Raw genomic sequence first — 16,952 nt, 5'->3', positions numbered from 1 at the left:
GTTTTTTTACAATATATAAATGCCAGATCGCAAGCGCCTGGCAAGGGCTTCGGAACCCCTCGAGACCGCCCCGCCTCGGGGCCGCCTCGAGCTGCTGGGCGTTCCGACTTTGCACATCCAGAACCGCCAGTTGCGCCCGCTCGAGCGTAAGACGGCGGGTCTGCTGGCTTACCTGAGCCTTGAAGGCTCCACCAGCCGCTCTAAACTGGCGGGCCTGTTGTGGCCCGCATCCACCGAGCCCACCGCCCGCAACAACCTGGCCCAGGCCCTGAGGCGGCTCAAGCAGGCCGCCGGGGCCGAGGTGGTGCGGGGAGGCGATGTGCTCGAGCTGCTGGGCCTGGCGGTGGATGTGGCCCTGTTGCAGGTAGCCCACTTTGCGGGACGGCATCTAGAGCTGGCTGAAGCCCGTGGGGTGTTGCTGGAGGGCTGCGATTACGACGACTGCCCCGATTTCGACGACTGGCTCTTGGTGCAGCGGGAGAAGCTGGCCGAGCTGCGACGGATGTCGCTGGCGGCGCTGTCCGATGGGCTCGAGCAGGCCGGGCAGTACCGCGAGGCCCTGGCCTACGCCGAACGGCTGCTCGAGCAGGACCTGCTCTCGGAGGTGGCCCACCGCCGGGTGATGCGGCTCTTGTACCTGAGCGGGGATCGGCCCGCTGCGCTCAAGGCTTACGAGCGTTGTCAGACTGTCCTAAAGCGCGAGCTGGGGGTGGCCCCGCTGGCCGAAACCCAGGCGCTGGCGGCACAGATTACCCAGGGTGCGGGGCTCGAGCAAAGCGCCCCCCCGCAAAAAAGCGCCATCCCCCTCAGTTTGTTGCGCCCGCCGGTGATGGTGGGCCGGGAAAAGCTTTGGGCCCAGATGGAGGAGGCCTACCAGAAAGGCCAGGTGGTGTTGTTGCGCGGCGAGCCAGGGGTGGGAAAAACTCGACTTGCGCTCGATTTCGCAGCATCGAAGGGGCGGGTGGTGCTGTTGGCGGCTCGTCCTGGCGATGCCGGGGTGCCTTACTCGAGTTATGCCCGCAGCCTGCGCGAATCTTTTGCCGAGCGGCCCGAACTGCTGCACAACCTACCGGCCTGGGTACGGCGCGAGGTGGCCCGTATCCTGCCCGAGCTGGCGCAGGATGCGCCCCCACCCCTGCTATCCGAAGCCGAAAAACTGCGCTTTTACGATGCCCTGGCCGAACTCACGCTGTATTCACATCTTGCGGACAGACCCAGCATTCAGGTTAGCGACGACGCGCAGTACCTCGACCGGGCCAGCCTCGAGGCCATGCTTTATCAGCTCAACAAATATGGCGGGGTGGGGGGCCAAGGACAGCCCCCCTTCACCATCGAGATTTATCGTCGGGGCGAGATTGCGCCCGAGGTCGAGCAGGGCATTTTTCTGCCCCTGGTGGAGGCAGGGTTGGCGGTGCTGCTGGACGTGGAGCCATTGCAGCCCGCCGAGGTCGAAGCCTTGGTACAAAGCCTCGAGGTGCCGGGTCTGGCGTCGCTCTCGCAAACACTGGTGCGCTACACCGGGGGTAACCCATTTTTTGTACTTGAGACGGCCCGTAGCTTGGTGGAGTCGGGGGCCTTGCAGAAAGGGGTTCCACAAAAGCTCCCGGCTTCGGGCCGGGTGCGTACCCTCATTCAGGCCCGCCTCGAGGGTCTTTCTCCGCCAGCCCAACGGCTGATTCGCACGGCTGCTGTGGCCGGGCCCGACTTCTCGCCCGAACTGGCCGCTTCGGTGCTGGAGGCCACCCCCTGGGAGCTCTTGGAACCCTGGGCCGAGCTCGAGGCGGCCCAGATGTTGCGGGGCAACGCCTTTACCCACGACCTGCTCTACGAGGCTACCCTGGGGAGCATACCGGCCAGCATCAAAGCCTATCTACATCGGCAAATCGCGGCGTATTTGGAAGGAGTAGGGGCCGATCCAGCCCGCATTGCAGGCCACTGGCTGGGGGCTGAGCCTGCGCGGGCGGTTCCTTTTCTGGTACAGGCCGCCCGCAGGGCCGAGGAGGCCTACCGACTGACTGAGGCCGCCCAGTTCTACGAGCAGGCCCTCGAGCACACAGGAGAGGCCCAGGCCTTCGACTTGCTGGAGGTTTTAAGCCGGGTGATGGTTCGCTTCGATACCGGCCAGCGCCACGCCAGGTTGATTGAGCGTATGCAGACGATGGCCGATACCCCCGAGAAGCAGGCCAGAGCCTGGCTGTGCGAGGCCATCCGGCAGGCCGAGCATGGCTATGGGTCTGAGGCCGAAGCGGCGGCCCGGCAGGGCTTGCAGGCTGCCGAGCAAGCCGGGCTGCCCGAGCTCCGCATCCGCCTGCTGGACTCGCTGGCCCAGTCGCTGTATGTGCAGCGCAAAACCCCTGCCCTGGTCGAGGCCCTGGAGCAACTCCGGCAGCTTCATCGGGAACGGGGCGATGTGCTTCAGGCCGCCATCTGCACCTCGCGCCTGGGCATCGCCTACGATCAGCTCGAGCGCCACCGCGAGGCCCTGGCCTACTACCAGGAGGCCGAACCGGTTCTGGAGCGCTCCGAAAACCGCATCATGCGGGTGGGTTTGCACCTCAACCGTGCCGTCTCGCTGGCTGCGCTGGGTCTGGCCGAAGCAGCCCTGGAGGCGCAGCTCCAGGCCGGGCGCTTGCTCGAGGGTACGCAAGGCGTTACAGGCCGCGAGGTGCACCACCTCAACAACCTGGCCCTGCGCTACCACGACCTCGAGCGCTACGCAGAGGCCCAGCAAGCCCTGGAACGCGCACTGGAGATTGTTCCGGAGGAGTGGGGCTGGACACGGGCTTTTAGCGAGTACCAGATGGCCCGGCTCCACTGGGTGTGGGGGGCGTGGGATGCCGCCTCGGACTGGCTGAACCGGGCCCTGGGCGCACCCGACCTGCCCCGGCGCGACGAGGCCACTTACCGCATCCTGGGCCTTTTGCTGGCGCACCGTCGGGGAGAAGAAGTCGGCTCGTGGTTGGAAAAGCTGAGTGAACTTTTTGATGGCCAGCAAAGCCAGGCCTATGGGCGCTTTTTGTTGGCCAAAGCCCGCATACTGCCCGATGAAGCACCTGTGTACCTTAAAGAAGCCCTGGCGCTGGCCCAGGAAAGAGACTTTCCCGCCCTGCAAATATCCGCCCATACCCTGCTGGCCGAGACCTTATTGTGTCGGTCTGGTTCGTCCCGAGGTGGTTTGAAGGAAGCTCAAGCGCACGCACAGGCAGCTATAAAGCTGCTGGAAGGCTACTGGCCGACGGGTTGCACAAAACTCGAGGTGCTCTGGGTGCATTGCTCTGCCCAGGCGGCCAGCTTGCCTGCTGATCTATCCTTGATAGAGCAGGTGCTGGGCTACTTGATGAGAATCGCTGAAAACGAAGTGCCTTCCCAGCACCGACCCAGTTTCTTAAGCCAGAACCCTCTGAGCCAGGCGATTCTTCAGGCGGCTCGATCGGCCGGCCTCTCGAGCCTCTAGGCTACAGTCATCCTCCAGTCATGCTGCCCAGGCTACCGTGGGAGGCATGAAAGAAAACCAGCTCTCGAGGGTTTTGCTCCTACTGCTTTTCTTGGCTCTGAATAGCCTATCCCACGCCGCGCGGGCCTATTTGGATAGTCAACCTGTGTCCGTCAAAACAGTATGCCCGGTCACAGGTAACACCGTAACAGCGACACAAAACTCCGTTGGGTACTTTGCCGACCCTAACGAGCCATACCCAAAAACCGGCGACCTGGCTTATATTCGGGCGAGTTCCACCAACGTCAGCCCTTGTACAAATGATACGGTTGGTTTTGACTTTTTCTTACCCACTGGGGCCAGCTTTGAAGTAAGCGCCCAGAATCCAGTCTATTGTTACCTAATTAGACTTTCCGATGGCACGGTGGTTGATTTTTCTGGTAACCCATCAGGGTTTCAAGGATATTGCGCACAGGCGGCACAACCTGGCAACGCGGGCGGAGTCTCGTTTGGGTTTGCCCCTATACCCAGTGGTTGGCAACTGCAGATAAGAGTACCGGTGCGCTTCAACCAGCAGTTGCTGGGGCTCGCAGGCCCCAACACCCACCGCCTTACCGCCGTCGCAGTGACTGTTTATGGCAACGCTGCACCGGTGCAGCCGGTGACGGTCTTTTATCAGGCCAGCTTCCAGAACCTGCAAAGCAGCGGGATTGGCGCTACCACTGCGACCCTTGGGGTGAATCTTTTTAGCTATTTCAAGGGTGGTCTGCTGTATGTGGATTATGGAACCACCAATTCCTTCGGCAACTCGGTGCCTCCAGCTACCGTGCCCAACACCGCCCTCAATTTTCCCAGCGTCAGCACCAGCCTAACCGGCCTTACCCCCAACACCACCTATTTCTGGCGCTACCGCTTCGTTACCGACGCGGGAACTTTCAACAGCCCTACCCAGACCTTCACCACCTCGGCTGCTCCCACCTTTGCCCTCACGGTCAATAAGAACGGCACAGGTTCAGGAACCGTAACCAGCAGCCCAGCGGGTATCAATTGTGGGGCCACCTGTACCGCCAGCTTCGCCCAGGGAACCACGGTAACGCTAACCGCGGCACCAGCGTCGGGTTCGGTTTTCGCAGGGTGGAGTGGAGGTGGTTGTGGTGGTACAGGTACATGCACGGTCACGATGAGTGCGGCTCAGAGCGTCACCGCAACCTTCAACACCGCGCCCACCTCTACCTTCAACCTTACCGTCAACAAAAGCGGCACCGGTAGCGGCACGATCACCAGCAGCCCAAGTGGCATCAACTGTGGAGCTACCTGCTCTGCGTCGTTCAATGCAGGTACGGCCGTTACCCTTAGCGCGGCTGCTGCCAGCGGCTCTACCTTTGCTGGCTGGAGTGGGGGTGGTTGCAGCGGTACGGGCACCTGTACCCTAACCATGAACGCAGCGCAAAACGTGACTGCTACCTTCAATACTGCTCAGAGCTTCGGTACCCTGAACCTGCAAGTGACGGGTCTGCCCAGCGGCAACAGCGCGACCCTCACCATCACCGGCCCGAACGGTTTCAACCAGCAGCGCACCATCCTGACCGGTACCGGCCAGTCGCTTTCCGATGTGGTAACAGGTACATACACGGTTACCGCACCCAGTGTGGTGGTGGGTGGTGTCACCTACAACCCCAACCCAGCCAGCCAGACCGTGAACGTGACCACCGGTAGCGCTACCGCCAGCGTTAACTACACCCAGGCTCCTGCAGCCAGCTTCGCGCTCACAGTGAATAAAGGTGGTACCGGCAGCGGCACGGTGAGCAGCAGCCCGGCGGGCATCAACTGCGGTGCGACCTGCAACGCTGCCTTTAGCTCGGGGGCTAGCGTGATCCTGAGTGCGGTGGCCGATACCGGTTCTACTTTTGCTGGCTGGAGTGGGGCCTGTACAGGTACAGGTACCTGCTCGGTTACGATGGATGCTGCCAAGACGGTCACGGCTACCTTTAACACCACACCGGCAGGAAGCCCGACCATTACCGCCGCCAAGCCCGCCAACGCCCCCACCGATGCCACCCGCAACAAGGGCCAGAGTAACGTCTCGATGCTGGCCTTCACCCTCAATCCCTCGCAAGCTACCCAGCTCCAAAGCATCACCCTGCAGGCCACGGGTACTGGCCACGACGGCCTCGACCTCACGGCGGTCAAGCTGATCCGCGATGCCAACGCTAACGGTCAAATTGACTCAGGTGAGACACCCATCGCCACCGGTAACTTCAGTGCTGACAACGGCACCCTCACCTTCAGCCTGTCCAGCCCACTGGCCCTCAGTCCGGGCAACAGCCAGTTCTTGGTGGTAGCCGATATCGCCAGTACGTTGGCTGCTCGTCCGGCGGTGCTGAAAGCCCAAAGCCTCCCGGCTCTACCTGCGCCACTGCTGCTTACCATGCTGCCCTTGATGCTGCTGGGTGCATGGCGTATGCGCTCTTTGCGGGTGGGCTTCCTGGCGCTGGCCCTAGCCCTCACACTGGCAGCCTGTGGGGGCGGAGGTCAGAACACGGTTCCAGTTAACAAGACCTACCAGATCAACCTAACCGCACTGAGCGCTCAAGGGAGCCCCACCGTGAGTGGTCTACCTATTACCGGTGCGACCATTACGGTGCAGAAGTAGAACCTCGGGGTGTCGGTGGAGTGCCTCCTCCTGCCGACACCCAACCTACCAAACCCCTAACCGAATGACCGAAGGAACTCTTGTGAATACACCGCCTAGCAAGATTTATGTGGTTCGCATCTGGTACGAACCTAGCCTCGAGGGCGAGGTCTGGCGGGCCTCGGTGAGCCACGGTGAGGAGCGCCACTACTTTGCGGATTCCCGAAGCCTCACCGATTTTTTGAAGCAGGAAATGGAAGCCGAGCAAGAGGAGGCTCCAGAGTAGGGGGTTGTGTGGGGTTCGCTACCCCTGGCACAAGGAGGAAAACATGTACAAGGCTATTTTTTTACTGGCAATACCCCTTTTTTTAGCGGCCTGCGGTGGTGGCAGCAGCGGTAGCAATCCTCCTGGCGGGGGCAGTCCCCCCACTGGCAGCTTTCCAGCCGAACTCAGCGGCATCTGGCAGGACACCCTGGCCAGCGGTGGAGAGTTCACCAACCTCTATACCGGGATTACTTTCAACATGACCCAGGGCTACTCGGCGCAGCTCAAGGTTATGCCCAACGGCGAGTACTACTTTGCCCACTACTCGCAGGGTGTGTCATCAAACTGCGCGCTGGTCAGCTTCTTCGACCAGATGGTAGGGCAGGCCGAATTGAGCGGCAGCCGCTTAATTCTGCGGCCCCGTCAGCGGCGGTTGGACGTGCAAAACTGTACCAGCCCCGCCACTCTCAACCTGCCGCTCGATCCCGTGATCTTTGATGTAGCGCTCTCGAATTACGAGACCTTCCTGGACACCACTGTGCAGATGGTTCTCTCTGGTGGCCCCTATCCCCTCAAGTTTAAGCTGCTCAACCCCAGCCCACCCGCAGACCCTGCCCAGCCCCCCCAGCCCCAAGAGTTCCAGTTGGGTACCGATGGCCCCTACAGAGAGATGCTGGGAGTGTGGGGACACCGGGATACCCAGTTCTACAACCCGCAGACCGGGGCCTACCAGTTTCCTGAGGGTACCGGGCATCACAGGTTCATCCGCTGGTTACCGGGTGGCTACGAGCTGGCCCTGGCGTATGTCCGGGTTAACCTGGAGGGGGTCTGCAAAAAAGACCTCATCTACTTCGAAAAGGGCAACGCCCTGTTCAAGATCACCAACCAGCGCGATGATTACACCTACCAGGGGGATGTGCGCCTCGAGGCCACCCAGGCCAGGCTGATCGTGCGCATCCGTGAGTGTGGTTCGGAGGATGGGGTGCAGGAGTACACCCTCAAGCCCCTCACCAGCTACCACCGCTGGAGCTATACCCTGCCGGCGGGTCGTGAGGACTTCATGCTGGGCTGCCATTACCCAGGCCACGCCTGGAGCCCCTACATTTGCTACACCAGCGGGCAGGGGCCCTGGTACAACCTCGAGCGCCGGCAATAGATAAGGGGCTGTTATGCGAAAGGCAATGCTCCTTGGCTGGGTTTTACTGACAGCCTGTTCGGGGGCGCCGGCGGTCAGTCCCCACTATGTGCTGGTGAGCCAGGCCGGCTCGAGTACGGTGGCCGTGGTAGATCCTGTGCAGGGCAAAACCCTCCAGCACATCACCGTGGGGGGGTTGCCACACCGGATGGTCGTGAGCCCGGAGGGAGACAAGGTATACGTGGTGCTGGTGGGCTCGCAGGCGGTAGCTGAGGTGGATATGCGCACGCTATCGGTTCGCCGCACCTTCCTGACTGCCCCGGTGCCCGAGCGCCGCCCCGACGGTACGGTGATCCAGGCCCACCTCGAGCAGGATGCCTTCTCCCAGACCAGTTGCTTTGCCTGTCATAACCCCGGCGGGGCCAGGCCCTTCATCGTGGGTGAACGACCGGTGGGTATCGCCTTCTCGAGCGACTTTGCCAGGCTCTTCGTCTCCCACATCCGCCAGGGCCGCCTGAGCGAGATTGACCTGGACAGCGGGCAGGTGGTGCGGGCCGTCAACCTACCGCCCTCGGGCAGCGCGAACGAGGCTGCCGATGTGGCGCGGGTGAACGCCCGGCTGGTGGTGGCGCTGCGCCCCCGCCAGCCCAGCACCGAGGCCAGCGCGGTGCGCTGGCTCGATGAGGACACCTGGCAAACCCTGGCCGAGGCCCCTACCGGCTCCGACCCGGCCTTTGTGTTGCCGCTGGGGGAGGGGGCTTTGGTCTCCAACTTCGAGTCCAACACCCTCAGCCTGCACGCGCCCGGCGCAAGCCCCAAAAGCTTCACCGTTACGCCGGGGCCGCTGGGGATGCTGGCCGTGGGCAAGGGGAAAATCCTATCGCTCAACTACTACTCCAACGCGGTCTCGCTGGTGGATCTGGACTCGGGTCAGGTGCAAAACTTCCGGCTCGAGCTCGCCAATAAAGTCTTTGTCAACCCCACCCACGCGGCCCTCTCGCCCGACGGCAGGCGGGTGTACATCGTGAGCAGCGGTACCGAGGGCCACCTGGTGGTCTTCGACCTGGAGCGCAAGCAAGTAACCCAGGCCATCCCGATAGATGGCCTCTCGTTCGATGTGGTGGTGGTTCGTCGGCAATAGGAGGAATTATGCGAAACAGACTATGGCTGGTGGCTCTGATGGGGCTCCTTGGGGCCTGCAACGGCGGCGACAACAGTGGGGGTAATACGGCCCCCAGCGCCCCCAACACTGTGGCGGGGCTGGTAACGGATATTGGCTCTGGGGCGCGGCTCTCGGGCGTGACGGTGCGGGTGGTGGGCAGCAGCCGTACCACCACCACCGATGCGCGGGGCGAGTTCGAGCTGCGCGGTTTACCAGCAGGCCTGGTCAAGCTCGACTTCGAGAAGACTGGCTACGCCCCCGGCCACGGCATCGCGGAGTCGGCCGACAGCGCCCAGACCGTGCTGGTGGCCCTGAAGAAAGACGGAACCGAGCAAAGCTACAACCCCACCCAGGCCCGCACCCTCTTCCAGCGCACCGAGGCCGGGCCGTATGCGGTCATCTTCCAGCCCAACAGCCTCGAGACCACCGATACCAACCTGCGGGTGGTGGTCACGCCGCTCGACCCTACCAAGGAAGACGCAGCCCTGCCCGGCGATCTGGTGGCCGGAGGGGTCAGCCCCACGCCGCTGGCTCCGGTGACCTTTGCCGAGTTCAGCATCCTCGACTCGCAAAACCGCCGCATCAACCTCAAGCCGGGCTCGAGCGCCATCGTAGAGTTGCCCATCCCCCCGGAGCTGCGCAGCCAGTACAAGATTGGTGACAAGATCCACTGCTACGCCTACAACCCCCAGACCGGGCGCTGGGAGGACTTTGTGGAGGGTACGGTGGAGCGCTCGAGCGTAGACGGCACCACCCCGGTGCTCCGGGCCAGCATCCGCCATTTTTCCTGGTACGGCGGGGCCCCCACGGTACAGGAACAGGAGTGCGTGGACGTAACCGTGTTTGGGCCGGGGAATAAGCCGCTGGAAGGAGCGGTAGTCACGGCGCGTCCGGGGCTTCGGGCGGTGACCAACCGGCTGGGACAGGCCAGCATCACCATACAGAAGGGGGTGCCGGTCAACTTCGTGGCGACCAAGACCTACACCGATACCTTTGTGGACTCGAGGGGAAATCTAATCCCCAAGCCGGGCGCAAAGGTGATTGACATTGGCAAGGTCTACGAGGACGACCTGATCGGCCTGGATGGCCAAAACTACAGCCGCAGGCCAGGGCCCTGCCCTGCTGCATCCAGCCAGTCGGTAAGGGCCGCAGCCACCAACCCGCTCCCCATCCGCGTGGCCCCGGCCCCCGAGGGCTTTTTCGAGGCCACAGCTTTGTTACAGCCGGGCGGGATTGTCTTCATGCAGCTCGAGAAAGGTATCCCCAACGCCGACGGCGACCTGGAAGATGCCGAACCAGCTTCCGGTGCCCAGATCACCCTCAGCGACAATTTGGGCAACACCGTAACCCTTAGCGAGCTGGCACCGGGCACGGGCAACTATTTTGCCAGCAACTTCAACATCGTAGCTGGCAGGCGCTATACCCTGAGCATTGATGCCGATGGCAACGGCAGCATAGACGGCAGCGGCTCGGCCTTTGCACTGGGCAATGTGAGCTGGGGCAACCTGGCCAATGGAGGCAGCTACAGCGCTGCCAGCCTGACGGCCACCTGGAACGACAGCGCCGCCAGCCAGCCTGGCTATAGTGCGCTGTATCAGGTGATCTTCCAGCGCCAGGGCGGTTCGGGGGTTTCCGACTCTGCCTTTTACCTCGGCTCCGAACTCAGCTTTGCGCCCCGCGCCCAGACCGACCCGCCCACGCCGCTCACGCCGGGCACCTATACAGTCATGCTCAACGCTTTTAGCGGCGCCTTTGATGGTGGTAATCTGGACATCACCGACAACATTACCGGCATCGGGATGCAGGGGAAGATTTTCAGCTTACAAGCTATCAACCCGATCACCATCACCCTAACCCCCTAGACAAAACCGAGAGGAGGCTAGATGAGAATTTCGGTTCTGTTTATCTGTCTGCTGGCTGCCCTGGCCCAGGCCCAGGCCCCGCGCATGGCCGCGTTGAGCGATTTGCAGATCAACATTGGTGAAAAGTGCCCCAAGCCCGATTCACTGGGCACCAGTTTCTCGGCCCTGACCAACCCCGACCGCGATGTAGAGACCCGCGGCGGCCAGGCAGCTTTGGGACAAAACATAATGGCGGGGCTCGATGAGAGTATCAGGGAGTTGGAGGAGGAACTGCGCGACCTCGAGGCCGACGACCCCAGCCGCCCGATGCTGCAACAGCAGTTGCGGATGCTCCAGGCCCAGCGACAGCAGCTACAACGGGTGGCCCCGCCGAGCTCTGGAACCCAGCCTGTGCCCACCCAGGCTGCTGCCCTGGCCAATCTGAAACGCGCCCTGAACGCAGCCTCGGGGCCGGGCAGTGTGCGGCTGATGGAAACCCAGCCCGAGTACCGCGACGCAGGCAACGCCAGCCGCACCGCGGCGCTGGCGGCGGTGACGGGCAAACCGCAACTGGCCCTGGGGTTGCTGCTGCGGGCGCAGGCCTTGGAGCCACGCAACCCCGCGCATCTGGTGAACCTGGCGGGCCTCGCCAACTACTACGGCCTCTTCGCTGAAGCGCTGGCCCTAATCACGGCAGCCGAGCGGCTGAACCCGCCCGCTGCCCTGCGTCCGCTGCTGCTCAATAACAAAGGCCACGCCTTAATGCGCCTGCGGCGGCTGCCCGAGGCCGAGGCCGCCCTGCGTGCGGCGGCCCAGGCCGACCCCAACCTGCAGGAGGCCCGGGTCAACCTTGCCTACACCCTGGGTGCGCAGAATAAATGCGCCGAGTCCGAGGTGTGGGCACGTCGCGCCTGGTGGCGGCACAGCCTGCCTGGGGTCGAAAACCTCGAAACCCGCCCTCTCGCAGAGGCTTTTTCCATCGTCCCCACCGTACCTGCTTTGCCCAGCCTGGACTTTGTTCCCCCCGGCCAGACCAAGGGGGCGCGGGAGGCGCTTGTAGCCCTGTATCAAGAGATCGTGAACCGCCGGCCCAAGCTGGAAGAGTTTCAGGCCGCCCTGGCGGCACAGGGCCGTCGCCGGGTTGAGATCGCCTCGGAGCGGCGGGTAGGGGCCATCAAGGCCAAGTTCGTAACGTTCCTGGACAATGCCCTGAACTCCGCAGCCAGCCTTAGCGACCAAAACAGTTACGCACCTGCGCAGGGCCGGGCCCTCAAGGCTGCCCAGGCCACCCTCGACCGCACTGTGTCCGAACTCGGTACCCGTTTTGGTGCTAACCTCGGCTGTGCCAGCGCCTCTGCCTGGCGCGAGGCAGCCCTGCCTGCCTTTCAGGCTGCCGACCGCGCCCTTCGCACCCTCTACGCCGAGGCCTGGCGCGCCAGCGCCACCCTCGCCACCCGCTTCTCCGAGCCGACCTACCGCACTGTTGCCCTGTTGCGGCTGCGAATCCTCTACTACCAGGCTGCCGAGCAGGTTTACATGAACGGTTTACGTTATGTGACGAACCTCGAGCTTGTTCAAGGCCTCGAGGACTGCGGCGGGGGAAGCGCGAACGTTATCGGCAGCCTCGCCACCCCGCAATTGCCCGCTCCCTGCACGCCCGCCGCCGCACCTGCGACGCCCCCCAAGGGCTGGCGCCTGGCGCTTTCCTGCGATCGCACCGATTTCAATTTTGCCAACCCACCGTGGATGGACCGTTACCAAATCCTGCGCGATAGCCTCTCGCCGGTGGTCTCCTCGCAGCTCGACGCCCGCCTGGCCGTCTTTGTTCCTGGCGGTTTCGTGCGCCTCGATGCGGAGGGGGCGCTCATGGATGCCGGCCTCCTGGTTCCAAGTGGAAACCGCAACTGGAGCTTTGTGTGGAACGCGAGTAGTGGGAGCGTGGGGTTTGCCAGCAGCGAACCGTAGTTTGGGGTGAAGTAGTGATACCGTTCCTGCTTGAATCCTTCACCGCCATGCGTAGTCAAAGGTGAAGATTTCAAGCCGACCAAAGGGAGTAGAACAGCATTTCGGTAGTATCGTTTTGGCTTGCCAAAGTGAACGATACTGCTGAAATGCGTATGAAGACGTTTTGGGTACGCCCGTAAAGGCCCCTAGCAGACCGAGTCGGTGGGCTTGGGGTTGGAGAGCCCAAACCAGGGGCGTAGCTTCAGTCCGGCGCCGGTGCCCAGCAAGGCCATGACCAGCCAGACCCAGCCATGCAGGCTGAAGGAGGCCACCCCCCCAATGTAGGCCCCGATGTTGCAGCCGTAGGCCAGCCGTGCTCCGTAGCCCATCAAGAGCCCGCCCAGCACGGCTGCCAGCAGGACTTTCCAGCCCAGGCGGGGGTTTTTGCCGAATACCCCGGCGGCGGCGGCGCTGAGCAGCGCGCCCAGCAGGATGCCCAGGTTGGTCAGGGCGGTGGGGTGGCTCAGGGGGGAGCGCCCCAGGGGCGACTCGCCATTCCAGAAGCCCCAGAACGCTGGCTGGGCCAGACCCAGGGCCTCCACGGCCTGCGAACCCCACAGGGTCAGTCCGTAGGTAACGCCCCAGGGTCGCCCGCTTACGTAGAGCACCGCTGCGTTGAGCACAGCCAGCGCTAAAGCAGCGACCCATAGCGGCCAGGCGCCGCGCAGCACCCGGGCCCAGCCCTGGGGGCCTCGAGGCTGAAAAAGTGGTGGGGGCTGCCGCTTGCGGATGATCCACTCGGCCAGCAGGGCCAGCCCCCCCACCAAGGCCAGCGTGACGGCCAGGGCCCCCCACAGGCCCAGGCGCTCGGCCAGCGAGATGGGCGGCAGGGTGCCTGCGGCCCCGGGCCCGGTTGTCCAGAACTCGAGGTTCCAGGCCCCCAGCACCGAGCCCCCCATAAAGCTCACCAGCGCCACCAGACCCAGCAGACTGCCGCCCCCCGTCGCGTATAGTGTGCCCGAGGCGCACCCCCCGGCTAGTTGCATTCCCATCCCAAACAAAAAGGCCCCCAGCAGCAGGCCAGGCCCGATGGGGGCCAGGTAGCCGCTCAAGGGCTGGCCGCCCAATCCCTGCCCTAAGGCAAACAGAAGGGCAAACAGGGTCGCGGTTACGCCCAGCAGCAGCATATGGGCCTGCAAAGCCCGTCCCTGCCCCACGCTCAGGAGCTGACGGAAGGCCGAGCTAAAGCCAAAGCGGGCGTGAAAGAGGCTAAAGCCTAGCCCAATTCCCAGCAATAACAACAGCCCCTGGGCTGCAGGCAACTGTACGTACAACCAACCGACTCCCAGCAGCCCCAGCCCAATCAGTGCGTACTGGGGCCGGGTGGTCTGTTGGGGTGAAGCCGAAGCAGCAGGCCTGGATGGCGAACCTTTACGCAGTAGCGACATCTATCCTCCCTATGGGTTGGGGTAGGCCTCGAGCCTTTCCATCAACCCGTATAGGTCAGATTAGCAAAGTTTACAAATCTTGTAAACTAAAAATAAGCAGCCCACTGAATAGGATTACCTGTGATCTCTTCAGGACTGCTGCTTGTGGCGGACCTCGAGGAAGGCCCAGAGGGTGGTTTCCATATCCTCGACAGCTTTTTTGCTACCCATCACCAAAAGTGGGGCGGAGTTGCCGTCGTAGAGGTACAGCACCCGGATGGGGAAGAGCAGGTAACCCAAAAGGGCGACTACCGCCAGGGCCAGGGTGCCGTACTCCAGGAGCGCAGGGTTAGTTTTTAGGAGCTGTGGGATGTTGAGCCAGCCCAATGAGCGCAGCCCCAGGCTTGCAAGCCCCACAAACAGGCCCACAAAAGCCACCGCCAGCAACCAGTCGCGCATCTGATAGGAGCGCTCGAGCCGCGTCAGCGACGGAAGGTTAATGCGAATCGAGACCGCGCTATTTTTGAAGCACAGCCAGCCGGTCTCGATGGTGGCTTCGCGGAAGCGCGAACCGCTGGCCGAGTAGCGGTGGGGCAGGGTGATTTTTTGCATGCAACCTCCAGATAATCAATGCCCTTGGGAAGAGCAAGGTGATCAGGACAGGCCCATTTTGTCATGGGAAAACGGGTTTGCGTAGGGTGGACAAATGGGCATTCCCGCGCAAACCCTGGGGGATGGCTGGGCTACAATTTCCCCATGGTCGGGTGGTTCCGGCGCTATTTTGCAGGTCGCCCCGTTGCGCAGGTGGTGGTGGTGCTCACGGCGCTTAACCTGTTCGCGGTGCTGGCTTTTACCCTGCTGGTGCCGGCCAGGCCGCTCGAGGTACCCACCCTCCTGCCCTGGCAAGACCCGGCCCAGACAGCCTGGCGCCTGGGGGCGGCCCTGGCCTTGCTGGCGGCGGTAGTCTGGGCGGTACGGCCCGGACAGCGCCGGGCCTGGGAGTTTGCGATTCTAATCCTGATCGGGATTGCAGTGGTAGCCTGGCTCAGTCAGAACTACCTGCCTTTTCTGGCGCTGGGCCTGATTCCGGTGGTAGCCCGCTACTGGGTACCCCTGTGGGCAGTGCTCTTGATCGTGCTGGGCCTGGGCGCTTTGTCGGTCTGGTGGGCCCAGCGCGAGCCGCTGCAAGTCACCTTTGAAATTGTGCTGAGCCAGGGCCCCCAGGGCAACACGGCCTGGGGCGCACTGCCGACGCCCGCCGAGTACCCCAACCTGAGCCTGGCTTTCTTCATCTTTATCGGGTTTTTGTACTCGGGGTATGCCCTGTTTACCCTCGAGCTCCTGGTACGGGAGACCCGGGCGCGGGAGGAGCTCGAGCGCACCCGCCGCGAGCTCGAGCAAACCTCCCGCCAGGCCGGGGTTTTGGAGGAGCGCCAGCGTCTGGCCCGCGAGATACATGACACCCTGGCCCAGGGGTTTGCCAGCATTGTGGTGCAGCTCGAGGCCGCCGAGATGGCCTCGGAAAACGAGACTTCCGCCGCGCGCTACCTCGAGCAGGCCCGTACCTCGGCGCGCGAGGGTTTGTCGGAAGCCCGCCGGATGGTCTGGGCCCTGCGCCCGGAGATCCTCGAGAACACCTCCCTGCCCGAAGCCCTGCAACGCCTGCTCCAGCGCTGGCAGCAAGAGAGCGGCATCAGCGCCCAGTTCACCCTGACCGGCGACCCCCGCCCGCTGCACCCGGAGCTCGAGGTGGGCCTGCTGCGTGTTGCCCAGGAAGCCCTGACCAACATCCGCAAACACGCCAAGGCCCGCCACGCCACCCTCACCCTCTCCTACCTCGATGATCTGGTCTTGATGGATGTACAGGACGATGGGATAGGCCTGCTGCCGCCTACCTCGGGAAGCTTTGGCCTGCGCTCGATGCGTGAACGGGTAGAAGCGCTGGGGGGCCAGATGACCGTGGAGAGCGAACCCGGCCTGGGAACCACCCTGGCCGTGAGCCTGCCCCTGTACCCCCAGCCTTCCATGCCAAAGGCGGAGACCCTATGACTGACGCACCTTCTATTCGGATTCTTTTGGTAGACGACCATCCCGTGGTGCGGGCGGGCCTTTCGGGGCTGCTCTCTTCCCAGCCCGACTTTAGGGTGGTGGGCGAGGCCTCTAACGGCCTCGAGGCCCTAAGCCTGCTCGAGCAGATCGGGGCCGACGTGGTGCTGATGGACCTGCGCATGCCCCAGATGGACGGAGTCACGGCCATACGGCAGATTCGGGCCCGGTTCCCCAGGGTGCAAATCCTGGTGCTCACCACCTACGACACCGACTCCGAAATTGTACGTGCGGTGGAGGCCGGGGCCACCGGCTACCTGCTCAAAGATGTGCCGCGTGAAGAGCTCTTCCGGGCTGTGCGGCTGTGCGCCAGGGGCGAAGCGGTGCTCTCACCGCCGGTAGCGGCCCGCTTGCTGGGCCGGATGCGCGGTTCTGCCGAGGAAACCTTATCGGTACGGGAGCTCGAGGTGCTGGCGCTGGTGGCCAAGGGTTTCTCTAACAAGGAGATTGCCCGCAAACTTAAAATTAGCGAAGCGACCGTCAAAACCCACCTGCTGCACGCCTTCGACAAACTCGGCGTGGACGACCGTACGGCTGCCGTGACGGTAGCCCTGGAAAGGGGCATTCTCCGGCTTGAAGGCTAAAAACCCGGTATTGTAGAGAGGTATGAAGGGTATTCGACCGCTCCTACGCTATCTGGTGCCGGTGGGGATTGGTTTGTTGATCGCTTTGGCCGATCTCGGCAACGTGGATTTGCTCTTTGCCGGAACCCTGCTGCTCTTGATGGGGTTTGTGGTGGGGTGGTGGTGGCCCTGGCAGTGGTGGCTGAGCGGGCTTTTGATGGGGGGAATTCTGCCCTTAGTACAGCTATGGGCCTCGGTGGTGCAGTTTCCTATGCCTTATGTACCCGACCCGCTCCAGGGCTTGCTGTTGCTGATTCCTGCTTTGCTGATGGCAGGGTTTGGGGCCATCGTACACAACAAAACGCCCTACACCCCCGCCGCGCTGCGTGCCCGCCTGCGCCGAGCCCAGCAGGCCGACTACCACGACTACGAGCAGTCCTGAAA

Annotated in this window: 12 protein-coding genes; 10 read left to right on the top strand and 2 right to left on the bottom strand. The window is 63.2% G+C overall.

The window, feature by feature from the left end; genetic code table 11:
• Positions 1–19: 19 nt before the first annotated feature.
• The 7 genes from Q0X18_RS10240 to Q0X18_RS10210 all read left to right on the top strand — a co-directional run bounded on the left by Q0X18_RS10240 (position 20) and on the right by Q0X18_RS10210 (position 12,433).
• On the top strand, positions 20–3,454 hold the full coding sequence (locus Q0X18_RS10240) for a BTAD domain-containing putative transcriptional regulator (RefSeq protein ID WP_297561904.1): 3,435 nt from the start codon (positions 20–22) through the stop codon (positions 3,452–3,454).
• A 538-nt stretch (positions 3,455–3,992) separates the two neighbouring features.
• Positions 3,993–6,086, top strand: a complete 2,094-nt coding sequence (locus tag Q0X18_RS10235; protein WP_297561901.1) for a fibronectin type III domain-containing protein — start codon at positions 3,993–3,995, stop codon at positions 6,084–6,086.
• Between the two features lie 82 nt (positions 6,087–6,168).
• Entirely contained in the window at positions 6,169–6,351 is a 183-nt protein-coding gene (locus Q0X18_RS10230; RefSeq protein ID WP_297561897.1) for a hypothetical protein, read from the top strand.
• A 43-nt stretch (positions 6,352–6,394) separates the two neighbouring features.
• Positions 6,395–7,486: a hypothetical protein gene (locus tag Q0X18_RS10225; RefSeq protein ID WP_297561894.1), complete on the top strand. Its 1,092-nt coding sequence runs from the start codon at positions 6,395–6,397 to the stop codon at positions 7,484–7,486.
• Between the two features lie 13 nt (positions 7,487–7,499).
• Positions 7,500–8,606, top strand: coding sequence for a YncE family protein (locus Q0X18_RS10220; RefSeq protein ID WP_297561892.1), 1,107 nt, complete (start codon positions 7,500–7,502; stop codon positions 8,604–8,606).
• An 8-nt stretch (positions 8,607–8,614) separates the two neighbouring features.
• On the top strand, positions 8,615–10,489 hold the full coding sequence (locus tag Q0X18_RS10215) for a carboxypeptidase regulatory-like domain-containing protein (RefSeq protein ID WP_297561890.1): 1,875 nt from the start codon (positions 8,615–8,617) through the stop codon (positions 10,487–10,489).
• A 21-nt stretch (positions 10,490–10,510) separates the two neighbouring features.
• Positions 10,511–12,433, top strand: coding sequence for a tetratricopeptide repeat protein (locus Q0X18_RS10210; protein ID WP_297561887.1), 1,923 nt, complete (start codon positions 10,511–10,513; stop codon positions 12,431–12,433).
• Between the two features lie 185 nt (positions 12,434–12,618).
• Here the strand turns inward: Q0X18_RS10210 and Q0X18_RS10205 are convergent, their stop codons facing one another.
• Both Q0X18_RS10205 and Q0X18_RS10200 read right to left on the bottom strand, forming a co-directional pair.
• Positions 12,619–13,860 carry a YeeE/YedE family protein gene (locus tag Q0X18_RS10205; protein WP_297561882.1) on the bottom strand — a complete coding sequence of 414 codons (1,242 nt, stop codon included), beginning with the start codon at positions 13,858–13,860 and terminating at the stop codon, positions 12,619–12,621.
• Positions 13,861–13,989: 129 nt separating this feature from the next.
• On the bottom strand, positions 13,990–14,451 hold the full coding sequence (locus Q0X18_RS10200) for a hypothetical protein (RefSeq protein ID WP_297561880.1): 462 nt from the start codon (positions 14,449–14,451) through the stop codon (positions 13,990–13,992).
• A gap of 144 nt (positions 14,452–14,595) precedes the next feature.
• Between Q0X18_RS10200 and Q0X18_RS10195 the strand changes: the two genes are divergently transcribed.
• Genes Q0X18_RS10195 through Q0X18_RS10185 form a run of 3 tightly spaced genes read left to right on the top strand, consistent with a single transcriptional unit; the run spans position 14,596 to position 16,950 of the window.
• On the top strand, positions 14,596–15,888 hold the full coding sequence (locus tag Q0X18_RS10195) for a sensor histidine kinase (RefSeq protein ID WP_297561854.1): 1,293 nt from the start codon (positions 14,596–14,598) through the stop codon (positions 15,886–15,888).
• Positions 15,885–16,529: a response regulator transcription factor gene (locus Q0X18_RS10190; RefSeq protein ID WP_297561851.1), complete on the top strand. Its 645-nt coding sequence runs from the start codon at positions 15,885–15,887 to the stop codon at positions 16,527–16,529. Before Q0X18_RS10195 ends, Q0X18_RS10190 begins: the two co-directional genes overlap by 4 nt.
• Positions 16,530–16,551: 22 nt before the next feature.
• Positions 16,552–16,950, top strand: coding sequence for a hypothetical protein (locus tag Q0X18_RS10185; protein WP_297561849.1), 399 nt, complete (start codon positions 16,552–16,554; stop codon positions 16,948–16,950).
• Positions 16,951–16,952: the final 2 nt, after the last annotated feature.

The organism is Meiothermus sp. (genome assembly GCF_026004075.1).
Classification (GTDB): domain Bacteria; phylum Deinococcota; class Deinococci; order Deinococcales; family Thermaceae; genus Meiothermus.
This window is presented reverse-complemented; position numbering and strand designations above follow the sequence as displayed.

Coding starts and splice junctions, on each gene's coding strand:
- Q0X18_RS10240 (WP_297561904.1), top strand. CDS start 20: ATGCCAGATCGCAAGCGCCTGGCAAGGGCTTCGGAACCCCTCGAGACC.
- Q0X18_RS10225 (WP_297561894.1), top strand. CDS start 6,395: ATGTACAAGGCTATTTTTTTACTGGCAATACCCCTTTTTTTAGCGGCC.
- Q0X18_RS10220 (WP_297561892.1), top strand. CDS start 7,500: ATGCGAAAGGCAATGCTCCTTGGCTGGGTTTTACTGACAGCCTGTTCG.
- Q0X18_RS10215 (WP_297561890.1), top strand. CDS start 8,615: ATGCGAAACAGACTATGGCTGGTGGCTCTGATGGGGCTCCTTGGGGCC.
- Q0X18_RS10210 (WP_297561887.1), top strand. CDS start 10,511: ATGAGAATTTCGGTTCTGTTTATCTGTCTGCTGGCTGCCCTGGCCCAG.
- Q0X18_RS10205 (WP_297561882.1), bottom strand. CDS start 13,860: ATGTCGCTACTGCGTAAAGGTTCGCCATCCAGGCCTGCTGCTTCGGCT.
- Q0X18_RS10200 (WP_297561880.1), bottom strand. CDS start 14,451: ATGCAAAAAATCACCCTGCCCCACCGCTACTCGGCCAGCGGTTCGCGC.
- Q0X18_RS10195 (WP_297561854.1), top strand. CDS start 14,596: ATGGTCGGGTGGTTCCGGCGCTATTTTGCAGGTCGCCCCGTTGCGCAG.
- Q0X18_RS10190 (WP_297561851.1), top strand. CDS start 15,885: ATGACTGACGCACCTTCTATTCGGATTCTTTTGGTAGACGACCATCCC.
- Q0X18_RS10185 (WP_297561849.1), top strand. CDS start 16,552: ATGAAGGGTATTCGACCGCTCCTACGCTATCTGGTGCCGGTGGGGATT.